Origin of the sequence: Bacillus sp. JJ1562 (genome assembly GCF_036962705.1) — a bacterium.
In the GTDB taxonomy this organism is placed as follows: Bacteria; Bacillota; Bacilli; order Bacillales; family Bacillaceae_L; genus Ferdinandcohnia.
The window spans coordinates 102218-121823 of record NZ_JBALOQ010000009.1 but is presented as its reverse complement, the minus strand read 5'-3'; the positions used below and the strand labels follow the sequence as shown (position 1 = coordinate 121823).

Annotated in this window: 13 protein-coding genes; all 13 read right to left on the bottom strand. The window is 41.7% G+C overall.

From position 1 onward, the window contains the following. Positions 1-47 precede the first annotated feature (47 nt). Entirely contained in the window at positions 48-4997 is a 4950-nt protein-coding gene (locus V7097_RS06605; RefSeq protein WP_335702835.1) for an Ig-like domain-containing protein, read from the bottom strand. Positions 4998-5002: 5 nt separating this feature from the next. Next, a complete protein-coding gene (locus tag V7097_RS06600; RefSeq protein WP_335702817.1) occupies positions 5003-5569 on the bottom strand; it encodes a hypothetical protein in 567 nt (188 codons plus the stop codon). Between the two features lie 15 nt (positions 5570-5584). Further along, the gene (locus V7097_RS06595) at positions 5585-7525 is read right to left on the bottom strand and encodes a protein kinase domain-containing protein (protein WP_335702816.1); all 1941 of its coding nucleotides are present in this window, start codon (positions 7523-7525) and stop codon (positions 5585-5587) included. Between the two features lie 190 nt (positions 7526-7715). After that, positions 7716-8483 (bottom strand): PP2C family protein-serine/threonine phosphatase, encoded by a 768-nt coding sequence (locus V7097_RS06590; RefSeq protein ID WP_335702815.1) that lies wholly within the window; start codon positions 8481-8483, stop codon positions 7716-7718. A gap of 12 nt (positions 8484-8495) precedes the next feature. Beyond that, on the bottom strand, positions 8496-9752 hold the full coding sequence (locus tag V7097_RS06585) for a DUF6382 domain-containing protein (RefSeq protein ID WP_335702814.1): 1257 nt from the start codon (positions 9750-9752) through the stop codon (positions 8496-8498). A gap of 293 nt (positions 9753-10045) precedes the next feature. After that, on the bottom strand, positions 10046-10348 hold the full coding sequence (locus V7097_RS06580) for a pore-forming ESAT-6 family protein (protein WP_335702813.1): 303 nt from the start codon (positions 10346-10348) through the stop codon (positions 10046-10048). Between the two features lie 41 nt (positions 10349-10389). After that, positions 10390-10692, bottom strand: a complete 303-nt coding sequence (locus V7097_RS06575; RefSeq protein ID WP_335702812.1) for a WXG100 family type VII secretion target — start codon at positions 10690-10692, stop codon at positions 10390-10392. A 381-nt stretch (positions 10693-11073) separates the two neighbouring features. Then, complete coding sequence (locus V7097_RS06570) at positions 11074-11265, bottom strand: hypothetical protein (protein ID WP_010676862.1); 192 nt, start codon at positions 11263-11265, stop codon at positions 11074-11076. 28 nt (positions 11266-11293) lie between these two features. Further along, entirely contained in the window at positions 11294-12718 is a 1425-nt protein-coding gene (locus tag V7097_RS06565; protein ID WP_335702811.1) for an Mbeg1-like protein, read from the bottom strand. 4 nt (positions 12719-12722) lie between these two features. After that, a complete protein-coding gene (locus tag V7097_RS06560; RefSeq protein WP_335702810.1) occupies positions 12723-13415 on the bottom strand; it encodes a hypothetical protein in 693 nt (230 codons plus the stop codon). A 394-nt stretch (positions 13416-13809) separates the two neighbouring features. Beyond that, positions 13810-14061, bottom strand: a complete 252-nt coding sequence (locus V7097_RS06555; protein ID WP_335702809.1) for a methyltransferase — start codon at positions 14059-14061, stop codon at positions 13810-13812. Beyond that, complete coding sequence (essC, locus tag V7097_RS06550) at positions 14054-18664, bottom strand: type VII secretion protein EssC (RefSeq protein ID WP_335702808.1); 4611 nt, start codon at positions 18662-18664, stop codon at positions 14054-14056. The genes V7097_RS06555 and essC overlap by 8 nt, the downstream gene beginning before the upstream one ends. Positions 18665-18743: 79 nt before the next feature. After that, complete coding sequence (locus V7097_RS06545) at positions 18744-19535, bottom strand: hypothetical protein (RefSeq protein WP_335702807.1); 792 nt, start codon at positions 19533-19535, stop codon at positions 18744-18746. Positions 19536-19606: the final 71 nt, after the last annotated feature.

Genomic DNA, 19606 nt, shown 5'->3' with positions numbered 1-19606 from the left:
TTCAAAAACAGGCATTCGCCAACCAGCGAATGCCTCCACTACTTTCTTTACATATCCTTCGCGTCTCTTCTGCGGATGATGACTCTTCGGATAGCGACAGCACCTGCTGCTGCTGCACCGACAAGTCCAACAATTGTGCCCGCAAATAACGATTTATTCTCGTAAAACTTGACGAGGACACTTTTTTCAACGATTTCGAATTCCATGACTTCATTATTCTCGTTCCCTGCTTCATCAAAGGCTAACACTTCAACCTTGTATTGGTTAATATCAGAAAGTGTAACGGAAACTACTTTTGTACCGTTCACTTCTTTTACCTCACCGTTGAAGAGCTCTCCATTGATCATCACAGACTTGAGTGTATCACTTGGATTATCAAGGCTGATTGAGAGTGTCACTGGTTCACGATATGTTTCATTTTTCTTCACTCCATCAAAAACAACTTTCGGAGGAGTTTTATCAATAATAAACTCTACACTTAGCTGCTGGATATTACCTGCTTGATCCTTTACCTCAAAGAAAAGAACGTGCTTGCCTTCTTCCTCGATTGGATCGCCTAAGTTATAAGGCTGACCATTTAGGGTAAGTGAAATAATATCATAAGCGTTTAAATCCTCAATCAATAACTCAGGAATTAAGCTTTCGTTGAAATACTTATCAGAAATCGGTTCTTTAAATCGGATAACTGGTGCTGTTTTATCAATCGAAAACACGATTGTTCGAGATGAGACATTGTTTGCTAAGTCATAAATCTCAGCTTTTAAAATGTAATCTCCCTCATCACTAAGCTGAATCCCATTCACAAACGGACGGCCGTTTAAAGTTACACTTGAACGACTTGAATCAAGGTGGCGATCTGAATAGGTCACAGTCGGCGCTTGGTTATTGTTGAAGAAACCATCTATAACACCTGTGATATTCAAATTCGGCCTAGTCGTATCAAGGATAAAGCTAACATTTATCGTTGATTCGTTTCCTGCCTTATCCCGTGCAAGAACACTGTATTTGTACGACATTTCAAGTGAAGCCGTTGGAATTCGGCCTGTCACATTTGAACCATTCATCGTTACTGACACAATTGTGTCATCTGCGTGGTCAAGCGCAAATTCAGGTGTGAATACTTCATTAATATACTCGCCATCCTTAATTACACGGCTTTGACCTCTAAACTTCGGTGTGATGACTGGGGCTGTTTTATCGATTGTAAAAGTAATCTGGTTGCTGAACTGGTTGCCCGCTTTGTCAATCGCTTCAACATTGATGACATAGTCACCTTCCTGGCTAAAATTATGGCTGAGTCGTGCTGTCTGATTCGCTACCGCAAATCCACCAGGATTGTAACTTCTACCATTTCGTGTCACAGTGATGCGATTCACATCCAGGTTCACATCACGAATGGCTACACTAACTGGCTTATCGACATTATAATGTGCCGCATTTTCAACACCTGTAATTTCGATTGTTGGCTTTGTTGTATCGATTGTAAATGTTTTGTTTGCAGCGATTGGACCATTGCCGGCCTTATCCTCCGCGCTAATGGCGATTGTGTACAAGCCATCATCATTAAAATTGTAGCCTAGGCTTGAAAGCTTGTTGTTGTTTTGCCATGTTCCGATGTTAAATACCTTGCCATCCTTTGTTACAGAAAGCACAACATAGTTAGTACCAAAATTCAATTCATCAACAGAAACGGTTACCCGCTTGCCAGTTGGGTTAAAGGATTGGTGGTCGACACCGTCAATTTTTACAACTGGGTTTGTTTTATCGATAATGAACGCAATTTCGTCATGCGTTGTTTTGTTACCGGATTTGTCAGTTGCACTGAAGTATAGGACATAGCTACCTTCTTCTTTGAATGTATGTGTTAAACTTGCTTTCGTTCTAGTCTGTGCCGGAGCACCAACCCCATACGGATTACCGTTCTTTGTGACTCGTATTGAAGTTTGGTCGATGTTCGCATCCGTTACTTCGAATGAAACTTGTTTATCTACATTGTAATTCGTCATATGATCAACGCCTGTGATGTTCAGAGCAGGAGAGCTTTCGTCAATTGTGAATTTATATTCCTTTGCGTCTGCAATGTTTCCTGCAGCATCCTTAGCTGATACCTTAATCACATAGTCGCCATCGTCGTTAAATGGAATCGCAAGACTTGATTCAACACCTTGGTTTTTCCACTCATAAGATTTATTGTTTACTGTGATTTTCACTTCATTGTTTGCAAAATTCAGCTCGTTCACCTTGATGGTTGCAGTTTGCTTTTCACCGTAATATTTTCCATCTTCTACATTTTCAATTGAGATTTTTGGTTTTACGTTATCCACTGTGAATTTATGCTTTTTCTCAACTGCTTTGTTTCCTGCAAAGTCTTCAGAGCGAACAATGACTTCATATTCACCGTCATCTGGGAAGCTTTGCTTGAATTGATAACCTGATTCAGTTTCAGTCCACTTCGCATCCTGAACTGGTTTGCCGTTTACAAGGACTTCATTCTTTATTGTGTCAAAATGAAGATCATCGATGTTAACTACCAGCTCGTTGTCTTTTTGGACAAAACCTTCGTTAGGGATGTTGCCACTGATTTGGATGACAGGGGCAGAACGGTCAATTGTGAATCCAAGATCCTTTGTGCTTTCAACTCCAAAAGAATCCTTTGCTTTTACATGAACTGAATAAACGCCTTCGTCCTTAAGTGAAATCGTTAGTTCTTGCGTGATTAACCAGACGATTTTTTTAATCCAACCATCCGTAGGAATCTCGATGTTCTTATCTCCGTTTTTCACTGTGATTTCAGGAACAAACGGTGTGTAATCATCTACGGTAACGGTTAGGTCCACCTTTTCATTATTAAAATACGCGCCGTTTTCAATATTTTTATACTTAATTACTGGTCCGGTTTGGTCAACTGTGAAATTAATAGTTTCAGAGCTAATATTCCCTGCTTTATCTGTCGACTCAACAACTAATTTGTAAACCCCATCCTCTGTAAAGATATGATTTAATGTTACTGTTTGTCCGACTGGATCAAGGCTACCAATATCATATGATTCGCCATTACGAGTAACCTTCACATCTGACTTACCCATATTTAGGTCTTTTATTGTGATTGTCACGTCCCGGTCCTCGTTATATTTTCCTTCGTCTCCAATGTTAGTAACCACGATTTCAGGTGCTTTTTGATCTATTGTAAAACTAACTTTTTTTGTTACTTCTGGATTTCCCGCTTTGTCCTTTGATGTTAAGGTGATGGTGTATTCACCGTCATCCTTGAACTTATGTTTGGCCTCAGCAGTTGTATCAGACGTTTTGTTGAACTTAATATCTGCGGTAAATTCTGTATCGCCGACTTTTTCTACTGTTGCCATTGTTTGACTCAAATCTAAATTTAACTCGTCAAACACAGTCATGACAACTTCTTTTTCAGTGTTAATGAATTCCTTATCAGTAACATTAAAGCTAAGATCAGGTGCTTTTTTATCAATCGTAAACGTGATTGGCCTAAAATCAGCATCATTTAGTGCAAGGTCAATCGCCTTTACATCAATTTCATAAACACCGTCGTCAGAAACTTTTTGGACTTCAAAAGCTTCTTCACCTGTAATCTCTCGAACGACATTACCATTATGCTTCAAAGTTAAAACTGTTTTCGCCCGATCAAGATTATCATCAGCATCTGTAACGTTAATACTAAATTGTTTTGGTTCCGTATAGATTGTACCAGCTGTAATATCATTAGAAACTTCAACAACCGGTTTTGTCTTATCGATTGTGAATTTGTAAGGTCCCATTTCATATGGTTCTTTTTGTTTTCTGTCGGTAAATTTTACTTTAACCTCATAATATCCTGAGTCAGTTATTTTTATGTTAGCCTTCTTCCACCCCTTTGAAAACTTCGGAGAATCAGATGGAAGCTTTTCACCATTAATTTCGACTTCAAAGGTTTGCATTCTAATGTCATTCTCAACATCTATTTCAACATCATGATTATAAAAAGGATTTTCTCTTTTATTTTTTATCTTGAACTCCGCTGCTCTTTTATAAATAGAGAACTCCTTAACAGCAGATTCTGACTTATTTCCCGCTTTATCTGTAGTAGTCACCGTTACTTTATAGTCACCTGCTTGTGTAAAGGTTATCGTTCCCTTTCCTGAAATCCAATCAGGCAAGTTTTCAATAACATAATCATTCTCATCCTGTTTGACAGCTACATCGACTTCAGTTGGGTCAAAGTTTTTGTCACTAAATTCAATTTCCAAATGGGCAACTTCTTTTTCGATTAACTCATTGTCCTCTACACCATTAAATGTTATTCCCGGCTTAGTCTTGTCTCTTTCAATATTGAAAGCTGCCTTTGTTTCAGACGGGATACTCCACTTATTCCCAGCAAAATCAAGTATTACAGGGATTTCCATTTCTTCTAAATCAGCTGGAAGAGTTACTACGACTTCATAAACACCGTTGAATGGATCCCCCGTTTGGTTGACCTTAACCGTTGCCTGTTCCTCTCCAACTGTTACTTTAAATGGTGTTTCCACCACTGGAGTAGTTACTGGCTCTTCAGATGCTGATTCAGTACCTTCAGTTGAAGAAGCAGCTACCTCAGTAGTTTCCGAAGCTAGATTTTCAGCTTCACCTGAAGTACCTGGTTCACCCTCGACTGGGTCTGGTTCAGGTTCTGTTCCTGGATTCTGCTCTGAATCAGGCTCTGGTATCGGCTCCGGATCCTGAGTTTGCTCTTCAGGCTTTAAAGACTGAAGATAATTTTCATAATCCTTAGTTAAATTGACTGTAAACGTGAGACTATCTTGATTTGAGAACCATGTAGGACCATTTTCTTCTGAAATGTCCCATTCGGTACCGTTGGAAAATGTTACTGTTCGTTGAATATCCCCATCTGAAAAAACATTTCCGCTGTACAAAACTGCCGACAACACCAATACAAATGCAATCGGGATCCAGAAGACCGATTTGTTTTTTCGGTAGCTTTTTGAGATCATTGCTATCACTTTACTACGCTCCTTTGTTCAATCACTTTATTTGTATGAATAATCATCACATCCACTTCGATTTCGAAATCGGATTCCTCTTCGGGTTCAGATAGAATGGCTGTTTCGCCGTCGCCTTCGAGGAGAATCGATGTTTCGTCTTCATCAACTAGCAAAGTCGTTTCATCGTCGTCCTGTAAAAGGGCTGTTTCCTCTGATAAAAGCGAGGTTTCCTCCAATAGTGACGTTTCCTCTGCCGAGTTGCTTTCTACCAGCAATGCCGTGGGTGCGATGTTTGTTTCTTCAAGCAAGGAGGTAGGCTCGAGCCCCTGGCTCATGATGGCAGTGTCCTCAACTGATGCCGCAACTGGAACCTGATTTTTCCGAAGCTTGATTTCACTAGTTGTACGTTTCGTTTCTTGAGCTTCAAGGGAAATGCGGGCGTTCTTCTTTTTCTTAAATCTATTTCCCGTTAGGTCAGCAAAAACTTGAGAGATTTGTAGTTTCATATAAACGATGATCGAGATGATAAGCGTGACCAGCGCTCCCGCTAATCCCCCATAAAACATAACTTGGTATTCCAATTGAGAGCCCCCTCCCTAACTGATATTTAAATTCGCCATGCGTCTTGCAAGCTTTTTATAAGCTTCGTCATTTTGGGCATCTTCAAGCGTTCCTGCTTTATCAAAGACTTCCTTCGCCTTGCCGTAGTTGCGCTGGTCCTCCTGCTTGCCTTGCTCAATGTCAAGCAACAGATTACCAAGCTTCACATAGGCGTTCAGGCTGTTCGGATAATCCTTCATGATTCCTTCAAATTGCTCTACCGCTTGGGAATGCTCGCCCATCTCCTGATAAATGACGCCGATATCGACCATAACCGCTTCTTTATTCGGCACATTCAATTCAAGAAGAGTATTGTAGTGCTCAATTGCCTGTTCGAAATCATCACGGGCCGCAACCTGGTCCGCTGAATTAACACCTCTACTATAAAAAGCCTGAGCGAGCTTTTGCTCAAATTCAATCTCGTATTTGAGCTGTATCTGCTCATCAGGAGCTAGACCAAGAACATCCTGCGCCTTTTGCACAACTGTAATTGCTTTGGTGTTTGCGTCAGCTATTTGTCCTTTATATGAAATGTAAATATTCGCAAGAGAATTATAGTTATCTACCTTTTTCCCATTGTTCGGAAGGTTGTCATTGAACGACTCGAACTCTAAGAGATTCGTAGAAAACTGGTCGTAATCGATATTCATCCCGCCCAATGTTGTCGCAAGCGTGATATAGTAGGTCGCGTCCGGAATCTCTTTTTCATTTACCTGCTTAAAATATTTCAGTGCCACAGGATAATCGCGTTTCCGGTCAAAATACGTCATCCCCAGCTTAAAAAGAACCTCACTGTTTTTATGGATGTTCCCGTATTCGTCATTCACATAGGACTCGATTTTAGAAAGTCCTGTGTCTACTTCATTTCGATTGATATACACATCAAGCAGATTGTTATAGGCAGATGCGCGCCCCTTGTCAACCTTGATTGCTTTTTCCAGAAGCTTTATCGCCTCGGTATCATCGCCCTCGATTAACGCAATGCTAGATTCATTGACAAGTCCCATGTAATCCTGGAACTGCACATTTTTCATGCCTTGATAGCCAAATACTGACGTTGTTGAAAAACCGAGACACAAGACGGCTGGTATTAAAAAGAGGTAGAGCCGCTTCATCATTTTTTTCCGGTAGCCTGCCGTTAGCTTGTTGATGTTTTCGAGATCGTATAAAAGCTCTTCACAGGTTTGGTAACGATTTTCTGGTTCAGCCTGGGTACATTTTAGAATGATGTGCTCAAGTCCCTCCGGTAAAGTTGGGTCCCATTGACGTATTGGTCTTACTTCATACGGTGGGTCAGCAAGGCTTTTTCCGGTGATAAGCTGGTACAGCGTTAAACCTAAGCTATAAATATCGGTTCTGGCATCGGTGCGCTTACCTGAAAGTTGCTCGGGTGCAGCATAGGTTTTCGTTCCGAGATTCGTTGTATCCGTCAGGCTTTCATCCTTAAACTCACGAGCAATCCCGAAGTCAATCAGCTTGATTTTCCCTTCTGGCGTGAGCATGATATTGTCCGGCTTCATGTCACGGTAAATAATCGGATGCGGCTTTCTCGTATGTAAATAATGGAGCACCTCAGCAAGCTGCTTCGCCCAGTTGATCACGAGCTTGGCAGAGATGTTTTTTTCCCGATTCAGCTTTTGCTTGAGCGATTCGCCCTCGACGTAATCCATCACGACATAAATGTCGCCCTCCGATTCGATGATGTCGTAAATCTTTGGAAGTGAGCCGTGATCGAGTTTTTTCAGCATATTCGCTTCGACAACTAGACTATTAATGAGAAGCTCGTTGTTGCTGTTGTCGCGTTTACGGATATCCTTGACGACAAGGGACTTGTTGAGCCGGTTGTCCATCGCCAAATAGACAATACTCATCCCACCGCGCCCAATTTCCTTCAATATTTCGTATCTATCATCTATAAAACTTCCAATTTTAATCAACGTAATTCCTCCAAAATTGAAAAGCGCAAGCGCCTTGATCAGCCCCGACATGCATAAGAAAAGCTGGCGAGAAGGATGCATTTTATCCTTCTTGACAGATTGGCTTATGACCTCGAGGGGCTAGGCGCTGAAGCTAGACAAGGAAAACTTTATTCGAAGTCAAATCTTCAAGTCACCGAAATCTGGCCCTTCACACTACATGCGCTAGAACGATGGAGATATTGTCGACCTCTTTTCGTTCCTTTGCGGCATCGATTAGTTTAATCGCCTTGTATTTTAACTGCTTTTCGTTTAAAAATGGATTCGGTCGCAATTCCTCGAGTAGCTCCGCATCCGTGATTTTATGATAAAAACCATCCGTACAAAGCAAGAACACCGTTCCTGGCTCGGTCTCACCGGTGAGGATGACGACCTCGAGCTCCTTTGTTGCGCCAACACATTGTAAAAGAACATTGCTTCTCGGGTCCTTCAAGGCTTGCTCAGGTGTAATGTTTCCGCGTTCCACCTCACGTGCCACTAAGGTTTGGTCCTTCGTCAGCCTTGTAACCTGGTCTTGAATTTGATAGGCTCGGCTGTCGCCAATATGTACGATATAGTAACGCGAATGAATGATGAGAAGCGCGGTCACCGTTGTTCCGACTTGGGAATTAGTTTCGTCCCCGTAATCTAGGATTTTTTCATTTTGTTCCTTAATGCAGGCTTCTAGTGCTTCGCGGATGTCCTCCTCTTGTTGGCTTGAATGAAGTAGGTCTGGTAGCTCCCGCTCGAACCAGTCGGAGAGACCGCGAACAACCGTGGCACTCGCCAGTTCCCCCTGGGCGAGCCCCCCCATTCCGTCGCAAACAACGAACATCCCAACATGCCCAGTCGGAGTTTTCGCCGTTTTTACAAGCATGGCATCTTGGTTAGTTTTTTTCTTAATTCCAACATCTGTATGATATGCATGAATGAACGCCACTTTTTTCACCTCTTAAAAAAGCCTAAAGACAAATTCTTCGTTCGCTAATTTGATTTTGTCCTCGTGCTTGATTTTCACCTTGTTTTTCGGCACAAGCTTGACATCATTTACAAAGCTGCCGTTTCGTGATTCCTGGTCGATGATAAAATATTCCCCGTTTTCGGTAATCAACTCTGCGTGCACTCGACCAACTACTTTATTTTTTGACGTATAATCGGTTGCCTGAGGGTCACGGCCGATCTTAAATACTTGCTTTGAAACCATGATTTTTTCTTGAGTAGCTGTGACTAGGAATGGCTGCTGCTGGTGGAAGCTTGTGCCCACACCAAGTGCCGTTGTGCCTTCTTCCTCTTCTGGTTCCTTGTAGGCAGTTAGGACAGTTGTGCCCTCTTCCTCCTCAGGTTCATCTGTGTCAAACGAAATTGGGCTACCAACATTCGGCTTGATGTTGATAGAGGTTCCGCCAGCTAACAGGGAATTTCCCTCGGCAAGCTCGGTACGAGTGATACGCTTGTACTGAACCTCTTCCTCAATCTCGAGCTTTTGGCTTTTCTTTTTATCAGACCTTTTGCTGCTATATTCTGATGTGATTACGCCATTTTCTTCAGTCGCTTTGATTTCACTACCAGGACTATAGTAATTCGGTGTCCTCGGTTCCTCATCTTGGATTGGCAGCTTCTTAAAACTTTGAGGTGATACCGGCTTGTTCAACAACAGCTCATGCAGCTTTTTTTGTAGCGCATATAGATTGATTTCCTCTGCTGTCGCGAAATAATTATGTAATCTCACGAAATAGGTGAGGTCATCATTTTCATCATAGGAGTGGGAGTGTAAGAAGCTGGTGAAGTATTCCCGGATTGATACCTTTTCAAAAATATTATTTTTAATCGGCATGTACAGTAGAATTAATCTGTTTGAAAAATTATCAATAAAGATGTAGTTCTCATCAAAAACAAAGTTGTTCACATTCAACCCAAGTCGCTCGGCATCAATCAATGTTTCGACGATGTTAGTGAAAAATGAGTGGATCTGCTCTTTGGTGAGTTGGTTGGTTGAGCTTTGTGCAAGCGTCACCTCAGATACCAAGTCATAGCGAAAGTACGCCTCATCGTCCTTGTTAATCACAACACATGGCAAAAGCCCTGGAACCTTGTTGTTTTTTAGCTTATCAGCTTCTGTAAAATCAACGCGGAGCTCAGTTGGCACCTTATAAAAGATGAATTTCGAAACACCGTAATTTTCAATATGTAAATCAACATGTTTGATCATTTCTTGCACTCCCATTGTTTATCAAATGCGCCTTGGCGTATTTGCGTCAGATTTTTAGGCCCACACGAGGTGGGTCACAAAGACGTTGCCACAGGATGTGGCGTTCTTAGTCTTTGATCCTATTCTCGAGAAATTTCCCTTGAAAAATCGTGGCATCCGCCGGAGGCTTAACTTTATTCAGTCAGGGGTGAATCCAACTGAATTGAATAGTATTGGCATCCTCAATTTAGGCCTTCGCTGAATAAAGTTATGAGGTGAGGACAACCGGCGAGGCCAATTGCCCTCCTCATGGATTATCTAAATGCGCTAGCGTTATTGTTAATTGCTGTTTCAGCTGCGTTGTAGTTTGTAACTGTGTTGTCTAGGAATTTTGCGTAGCTATCAATGACTTGGCGATACTCCTCGAAGCGTGGAGCCAATGCATTGAAGTTTCCGCGAATTGTATTAGAAGCGTCAGAGTTCCATGTAGCGGCTAAGCCGTTCATTTCCTTCTTGATGTCTTCTAATGCAGTTGCAAGCTGTTGGTTTAGGTTACGGATTTGCCCAGCGGTTTTACTAACCTCGCCAAGGGAAATCTTGATTCCATCTACTGCCATTTGTTGCACCTCCTTTTTTAGTAGATTACTAGGTTACGAGATTAGTTTGTTAAGCGACGTGCTTGGTTTACTACCTCGCTTTGTGTTTCACGGTATGTTTTTGAGCTTATCTTTAAGAATTCAGAGTATTGTCTCATCAAGTTCGTCATTTTTTGGAAGTCATCCATGAAGCCCTTGATTTGAGAAACATATGCCATGTTATCAGTACCTTGCCATGCTGCACCCATGCCTTCAACCTCTGTGTAAAGAGCCTTGTAAAGTCTCTCATAGTCAGCTGATTGTTGGTCAATACGAGTAGCCGCAGTTTCTAATTTCGCTGGATCAACTGTGATTGAACGTGCCATTGTTTTTTCACCTCCTTTAAATGGAATATGTATGGGTTAACTCGGTTTAGGGCCGAGAGAACTTTGGATTCGTGTTGGCGCACGGTTTTTCGGGCAGTGCTTGGGTTTGCATTTTGTTTAAATTAACCCTTTGATATATCCTAGCCCGCTTTCGTTCCGCTTTTTATAAAAGGAGTATCTAAAAGGGTACTCATGGCTGGGATTCGTTACCTATTTTTCTATAACTCTATCTGATTGGGTACGCATTACCCTGATGCGTTACCTTTTTCCATCGAAACTTTCGATTCGGGCACGTAAGCCTCGGATTCGTTTCCATTTTCAAAAAACAATCCACAAAACTGGTACGATTTTTCTAACTCACCAGCCCGCTAGCTTCAACTCTCAAATCCTTCTCAGGTCATAGCCAACTCTTCGGTATTTGTCAGCTGCACTTTGAAGGCTGGATGCGCTTTTGGTAGAGCCAATCCCTTTGAACTCGCGATTGAGTCCGTTTGAGATCTCATCGAGTTCCCGTGAGATGGCGTTGATTTCATAGATAATGCTATTAATCTTCCGTCGAACATGAGGCTTCATTGGGTTACCTCCTTTGCCATTTTCATAGCTATCGAATAATCCGCGCCTTCCCAACTAACTTGGTTTCGTTTGAATCAAGCAATCGAGCAGCGGTATTTAGGTAGTTAATGTTTTGATTGAGCCTGATAGAAAAAGAAGTAAGGATATCCGCGCTCAACACATGACGCATATCTAATAGGTCAACCTCCCAATAAAGGGAATCAATTTTGTCATTTAATGCACTCACTCGGCGTTTGATGCTCTCTAGTCTTTGCGCATAGTAGTAAAGCCTGTCGATGTTAACTTTTAAGTACGGTTCGACTGGGAAGTAACCACCAATTTTTTTTATGACATTTACAAAAAATGAAGTTACATTTTTTACTAGATTATCAAAGTAGTCACCAACAGCTTTTATCAAATTAAGTCCAGCGTTGATTGTCTTTTTTACATAATTAATGACCTGTTCTTTGATGTAGCTTGCAACAGCTTCAATTCCTTTTTTTATGGAAATAATCACTTTAATGGTTGCTTCTGCCATTGCCTTCCCAATATGATAGGTTAGCTTGAATCGATCAATTACTTCACTTAATTTCAGCATTATTACGTTGGACGTGGCTCTTGGGAGTGAAGTTCCGTCTCGATAATTTTTATAATTACCATTCTCATCAAATTCAGCACTCGTTTCATAGTGTGGATAAAAGAAGTCTTTATCCTCTCCTAGCATGTATTCGGATGGATCTTTTTTAATTTCTACAATTTTATCGACATAGGGTGCTACTCCCGTCTGTGATACGATATCGCCCTCGTATACAACAAATGTATATCGATCCCCCATCATAGCTTTTTTCTGTTCTGTCGTTAAGTTATTCCAATAAATCGGAGCACCGTTTAACACATAAGCAACGACTTTGTCGCCAAGATTATTTACATATACATACGTTGCTAGGTTCCCGCCTTTGGAGTGACCTAGTAATAAGATTTGCCCATCTAAACCAGTAGTAAGCTTTCCATAAAATGCGTCTGCTTCTCGCTGCTGTTGAATCTCATACCCAATGCCCGCTTCAATATTCGATTTCCAATCCGTATCGAAATGAACAGGGTCCTTCATATCTTCACTACCACGAAATAAAGCTGTTGCATTTCCATCACTATCTTTAAAGCCGTACCCTACAAAGCCTGATTCAGATTTTGATTTCGAATTCAAATCCGAGTTATTGTATGGAGTTGGATTATGGTTTTGATATTGGACTAACTGAATCGTGTGTAAAGGTGAATCAGGATTGTTTTTTAAAAATGCATCAATATTATCATACCGTTCTTTTTGCAGACCTCTTTGCTCCAGGTCTACCTCTGCTAGAAAATCACCGATTTTTATGGGATTTTGATCGCTTACCCATATATCATTCGGTAGATCTATATAAGATAATTGAAGTAAAATATTCTTCTCTTCCTCGGTTAAATTTGCAAGAGACATTCAATCACTCCCCAATTGCCTGATAACTCTCTTCCACAACCTGCGGATTGACAGTATCTAAGCGATGATGAACATTGATACCTCCGTATACTTTCATATCTAGATTCGTCCATGGAGTATTGTTCACATAGGAGGTTCTAATATAATCTGTAATATCATCTGATTTATCTACAAAGCCAACTGACACGACATACTGTGACGTTCCTATACCTTTAAGTAGTTCATAAAGCTGATATATCCCTTCGCTGTACTGGCTTACATCGGGTTCCCCCTCGGTCTTTATGCCAACAGTCATTGAAACCTTAGCATCTGGATTATTCGTCAAAAAGTCGTGGATACTTATATCCTTTAAGGACGCATCATCAAGATTAACTGAGTATGGTTCCACCGAAACCTTATATTCACTATCAGCAGGGAGATGTTTTTCAATTTCTTCAGCTAAATCTTTCTTCAACTCTTTCCCCCAATTAGCAGTTATATAGTTATCCCAATAAACATCATCTTCATCCTTATTTTCTCGACCAACAAACACTGTTTCGTTATCACCTTTTGGATATAGAATGAAACGATCCTTTCCATACATATTGGCGAAGGCTTCGCTACCTTCTTTCTTAGACTCAATCTCGAATTCTTCCTTATATTTCTCTTCTAAATGCTTTACGATTTTCTCTTCTGTACTCGCGCCACTTGAACTCATACACCCTGTTCCTCCTATTATGAGAATGAATAGAAGAAGGAATAAGACTACCCTCTTTTGTAACCTCATTTTGCACCTTCCTTACGAATTACTAGTTTGTGGTTATTAATAAATGACCCGGGCCGTGATATCATCCCGTTTTTCGAATATATCGTTCCAAATTGTGAATATATCGACCCAAAAATGAAATATATCGGTCCATTTTGGGGAGATATCAACCCTATTTTTCAATATATCGGACATGGCCGTAATTTCCGCTATTGCCGGAAACGAGCCGCCCGCAGGAATTGTTCCCTATTTCCGAGAAATTGTTCCCTAAGTTGAGCGAATTGTGCCCTAACTCCAATTAATTGTGCCCTAAGCCAAAATCCGGCCGCAGGATCCCTGCCCAAACCTAAACCAGCATCAATTTCTTACCATTTAAAAATCCTAACTCTTCCACAGTCTGGTTAATGTCAAAGATTGTGCCGGTTTCGCGGTCGCAGACGACTGTTGTGTCGGTTGCGACGAAGTAGCCGCTCGAGAGTTCTGTCATGGTGTTTGCGAGTAAAAATGTGACTTCAAAGAGCTTGCTCCCGGCCGGAATGAAGACGTCGTAGGATTCGCCAGAGGCTGGAATAAAAACCTCGACCAACACTTTATCCATGGTAGACCGCCTCCTCTTCATGAACTGCCGAACCCGTCAAAAGTTTGACTAACTTTGGTTTTCCTTTTGTCAGCACGTATCCGAAGTTCTCTGGGATTTCTTGATACATGCTATTTGTGACTTTTGAAACTTTCATTAAGTACTGATCGGTAATTCCGTTTCCGACCCAGATTCCGTCGCTTAACGAAACCTGCTTTTTAAACCACGGATCGAATGCAACTGAGTTCAAGGAATCGGCACGGTCTGAGATGACTATAAATACATTGAGTCCGTCGATACGTTCGAGGAATACTTTCAGCTTATCCTGACCATCCTCTGATAAAAGCATCATCATGTCGTTGAACGAATGGATGATACAATAAATTGGTTCGAACACTGGTGGTGTCGCGCCCTCATCAATCGCATCCTTCGTTGTGTTGTTGCGGAACACCAATGTGTTAAACAGGTAAATGATAGTCTCTTCAAGTTCCGAAGCACTGGAGACATGCTTCCCTCCAACTCTGATGAGTTCCTCATTCGGGTCAAACACGATTACTTCATTTTTCTCATTCGCATGAATGATTTCGGAAATCCCTTGCATCACGCCTGCGCATGACTCACTACTACTAGCCAACACAAGATTCACAAATGATTGACCGAAATCAAAGTACGCAACCCCGAGCGAATCTTTTTCAACCCCAACAGGTAGTTTATGAGACTTGTTGTAATGAATTTCATCATGCAGATACTCGATATCAACTTTTTCCGGCAAGACTGGAATTCGCTTCGCAGCACTCTTTCCCCAATTGTCACGTAAACGTCGACAGTAATCCGTGATGTACTGGTACATGTCCTCGACATCCTCAGTAATAAGCGCGACCTGGAACTCATACACGCCGTCAGCCTTGAAAATACCTCGGCCTTTGTGCTTCGATGGGAAGACGCCATCAACATTTCCGAGCACCGCTGAATATTCGGATGTGTCATTAAGCTGAAGCACATACAGTTGCTTGAAGTTTTGCATCAAGCGATAGCGAACTGCACCGGTATGGGCAGCCGTAACGATAAAATAAATCCCGTACTTCGTACCTTCACGAGTGAGGAACGAAATCGCCTCTTCGTGACCCTCGTACATTTCAGAAAACGCTGCGTAGTTATGGATTACAATCACAATCGATGGCAGTCCATCCTCTGACAAGCGGTTGTATGTCTGCAAATCTCCACCGTAATTGGACAACTGCTTTTTACGTCTCTCAATCTCGCTGCCTAACATTTTAAAGAGATTATCAATCTTCTCGCTATCATGTGATAACAGAACGTCCCCAACATGTGGCGCTTCACGGAACCAGCTTAACGTTTCCGAGCTAAAATCTAGTAGATAGGCATTTAACTCATCTGGTGTATGAGATTCCATAAGTGAGTACATGATCGAAGCAACAAACGTCGTCTTCCCGCTTCCTGCAACCCCATAAATGATAGTATTGCCATCCTGTGTGATTGGTAGCCTCATCACATTTTGGCGTTGGTTCGCTGGATCGTCATATTCCCCAATCACTGGGTTCAACTCAAAGCGATTCGTTGTCACTTCATGATATTTTTCAGCTAACTGATCTAAATATATCTTTGCAGGTATCGGATCTAACCATAGCTGCTTGACAGTGATATTTTCCTGTTTTGCTAGATTTTCCAAGTACTCTGTCACTTCATCAATTTGCTTCGGAGGATTTTTCACCATCGATCTACGATCAATCTTCGCACTCTTGATGACACGACCTAAGTGGTCAATGACGCTTATGCTTTCATCCACGTATTTTTCCACTTTTTCAGATGGATAATACGGTGCCCCTGCCCATGCAGATTGACCAAGCTCGAACAATTCGTTATATCCAACCTGTAGGTAAAAACGGCCGGTCTGGGAAAGCTCGGCAGCATCTGGTCGCTTGATGACCTCCATACTATCTGCTTTTTCCTGTACCTTCAGACTGATTCTAAATTTCGAGTTACTCCAAATTTGGTCGTCTACCACACCAGACGGCTTTTGTGTGGCTAAAATCAAGTGGACACCTAAGCTTCGTCCGATACGAGCCGCACTCACTAGCTGCTCCATGAATTCTGGCTGCTGGGTTTTAAGCTCGGCGAACTCGTCTGAAATCATAAACAAATGCTGGAGCGGCTCTGAAACTTGCCCCTCGCGATACAGCTTTTGGTATTTATAAATATCAATATTACTTACATTCATACGTCGACTCGTCTCACTGAAAATGGACTGACGACGCTTCAGCTCACTTTGGATCGAAATCAATGAGCGTTTCACGGCTGCCCCGTCAAGGTTCGTAATCGTTCCAGCAAGATGCGGTAGATTTATAAAGGCATTCGCCATTCCTCCACCCTTGTAGTCGATTAAAATAAACGCAACCTCATCCGGGTGATAGTTCACCGCAAGTGACAAAATGAATGTCATGATGAACTCGGATTTACCAGACCCTGTCATACCAGCAATTAGCCCGTGTGGACCGTGGTATTTTTCATGAAGGTCTAGCTTGAACAGCTCACCCATTGTGTCAACCCCAATCGGTGTTTCAATCGACAACACTGGGTTATTTTCCTTCCAACGAGTCAATGCGTTCAAGTGCTCAATTTTACTAACCCCAAACATCTCAAGGAAAGTGATCATATCTGGCAACGTGTATGCCTCAACGGAAGATGCAAGCTGGATATTGGCTAAGCGAATCGCAACCTCCTCAGCAACATCGCGCTCATAAAATTCTGCATCAAATGCTGTGAACGATCCGGAAATGTCATCCTTGTCGTAAATCTTTGACATATCGTCCGCAAGCTCGACAACCATCGTACATTCCTTCGGTAAATTTTTAAGCTCATCATACAGAGTGACAAGGCTAATCCCGATGTTCTTTTTCTCCTCTAAAAGGAGGTTGAACATCTCAGCCTTTGACGCGAGTGACTTACTCATTGAAAAAATCAAATAATGCTGGTCAAGGTCCTTTAACTGCTCCTCATCCATTGCCGCACGATTTGTGATTTCCTTTTCAAAATAAGCAGATAGCTCCTTCACCTCAGTCGCATCTGTTGCGATAAAGCGAATCTGCATACCCTCATCCCACACATGCGGGAGCCATTTCGCAAACTTCCAGTACTCTTCCTCACTTTTATCGTAAAGGAACACAAGCTTAAGCTCGTCATAGCTGTGAAGAGCGGTTAATTGAAAAATTAGTCCCTTCACAAAATCCTGCACACGACTGCGACGCCCAATCACACCACTGACATACTCCTCGACAAAGCTTAAAGTAACAGGTACTTGTTTTAAAATGTGTGGTGCTTCCACCAATTTATAAAGATCATCCTGGAGATTGTCGTCTTCCAGAGTGAATTTTTTCTCAGGATATTTCAAATCTGCATTTAACGGGAGGTCTCCAATCCCGAGGCGAACCTTAAGGAAATCGTCTTGCCCAATTCCGCGCTCCCACAGATTTCTTTTTCGCATCGTAATCCGTGAGATGAGATTTTGCAGCGCAACATGGTTTTCATGAAGAATTTCACTTTGGCGCACGCATTCTTCTTCAATGACCTGTGCCATTTCTTCAATGTATTTTGAGTATTTTTCCTGGCGTTTTGTTTCATGCTTGATACGCATCTTTTTTTCGTGACGCTTTGTTAAAATTGGCCAAAGTACCGTTCCAATTAACATACTGAACGACATTACCAATGTCGGCATCGCTTGTGTGATGTCCCCACCTCGTGCCATCACGTTGTTTAGCGTGAATAACCCCATAAAAAGTGACGCCATCCCCATCGTTATGGACGGTCCTAGCATGAACATTAACGGCGTTTCATCAAGGTTTCGCTCTTGTGGTGGCGGGTCGATTCTGATTTCTGTCCTCTTAATGTCCCGCTTAAAACGTGGTGAGCGGTAAAAAAGGTCGTCATTTATTTCTTCGGTTTGGAAATCGTCAAGTGGTTCCTCTTCTTCAATAATCGGCTTTTGCACCTCAAACGGACGAAAGGCATTGCGGTCTAAAAATACCAATTGATGTGGGTTATTCAGGGATAGTAGCTTGCCGTTGTAGATAATTTTCAACCCCATGATGTAAATGACATCACCGGATGATAGAACTTTTTCCTTCACACGTTCTCCATTGACATATGTTCCGTTCGAGCTATTGTTGTCACGGATAAACGCATGACCCTGTGCATCGTACTGAATCACACAATGGGAGCTGGATACGAGCTTATTCGAGAACCGGATGTGGCAGTCATTGCCACGACCGATACGTATGCTGCTTCCTGTCACCTCGTGCTTTGTATACTCATTTCGATCATTTGTCGGTGGCTCTACATATAAAAGTGCAGATGCGTCATTATTGCGGGAAATTGTGTACGTTTTAAATGGCTCAATTTCCTGTTTGACAAGTATCTCCTTCTTGTCATTTAGCAGAAACGCGGATTTGTTGGACTTCAAAAACCATTTGCCGCCCTCCGCCTCAATCGCTATCATATCCGCGGCTTTTCCATTCGCATCCTCAGACGTTAAAATATAACGCCCCGTAATGCGCTCTGGTAGCACAAATGTAAAAGCCTTTTCCCGATCAAATAGAGTTAATATCAAAGCAAATCTCTCCCTTAAAAAACTGTTCATAGTCTCCCTATAGGACCAAGGTTGATGACTATCAGCAAGACTTATTAAACTATTTCTTCACCTTCGCACTTTTTTTATGTACATTATGCCTTATCGGTTTCTTCCTCTTTATCTTTGGAATACAGAATGATTCAAACTGAAATTTACTAATAGTAAGCAATAAAAATTCCGGCCATGCTAACGTAATCGTAAATTGAAGAGCTGTACAAAGAAGTAAGACAAACAGAACTTCGATCATATTTACAAGGACTATTTCTGAATCTAAAATTAATTGCATGACCGCACTAGCTATCATGCCTGCGCCAAAAACAATCGGAATGCCAATCTCAAATTTAGATTCTTTAAACTTATAAAGTCCGTTTCCGTCTTTTCGGAATTCTCTAAGTCTCACTCTTTTAAGCGCTCGTAATGTCGTGTATACAGTTAACACTAACCCTCCAAAGAGGATAATCAATCCGTATGTACTCATGTAGCCTGGAGCCATTCTATCCTCTGCCGCAAGGAAATAAAACGAAAAAAAATCTATTGAAAACTTAAATCCAAATATACTTAGAAAAACAGCCTGCAAACGTTGATAACGATATGCATTTTTTTCAGGTGTAAAGAAAATAGCTACAACTGCGTTGAGCAGGAACAATGCGACGCCGATTTTATGAATGTTTGGCCAGATAGGGTTTGTAATGACAGGACTCTCGTTTAAAGCTAATGAAGTTAAGCCGACCATTATCCCGCTAAAGATAAGCGTTAGCCAAAAGAATCCAGTGATTTTATCTGGGCTTAGTCGGTGTTGTGCAACTACTTTTAAAATGTATAGGTCCTCTTCTTTTACCCCTTTTAGCATCCTGCCATCTCCTACCTAAAAACCTCTCAATAATCGCAATTCATCTCTTTAGTATGTTGGGAATATTTGTT

Excerpts from the sequence above, each read along its gene's own strand:
- V7097_RS06580 (WP_335702813.1), bottom strand. The coding sequence starts at position 10,348 with ATGGCAGTAGATGGAATCAAGATTTCCCTTGGCGAGGTTAGTAAAACC.
- V7097_RS06560 (WP_335702810.1), bottom strand. The coding sequence starts at position 13,415 with ATGAGTTCAAGTGGCGCGAGTACAGAAGAGAAAATCGTAAAGCATTTA.
- V7097_RS06605 (WP_335702835.1), bottom strand. The coding sequence starts at position 4,997 with ATGATCTCAAAAAGCTACCGAAAAAACAAATCGGTCTTCTGGATCCCG.
- V7097_RS06585 (WP_335702814.1), bottom strand. The coding sequence starts at position 9,752 with ATGATCAAACATGTTGATTTACATATTGAAAATTACGGTGTTTCGAAA.
- V7097_RS06575 (WP_335702812.1), bottom strand. The coding sequence starts at position 10,692 with ATGGCACGTTCAATCACAGTTGATCCAGCGAAATTAGAAACTGCGGCT.
- V7097_RS06565 (WP_335702811.1), bottom strand. The coding sequence starts at position 12,718 with ATGTCTCTTGCAAATTTAACCGAGGAAGAGAAGAATATTTTACTTCAA.
- V7097_RS06545 (WP_335702807.1), bottom strand. The coding sequence starts at position 19,535 with ATGCTAAAAGGGGTAAAAGAAGAGGACCTATACATTTTAAAAGTAGTT.
- V7097_RS06555 (WP_335702809.1), bottom strand. The coding sequence starts at position 14,061 with ATGGATAAAGTGTTGGTCGAGGTTTTTATTCCAGCCTCTGGCGAATCC.
- V7097_RS06570 (WP_010676862.1), bottom strand. The coding sequence starts at position 11,265 with ATGAAGCCTCATGTTCGACGGAAGATTAATAGCATTATCTATGAAATC.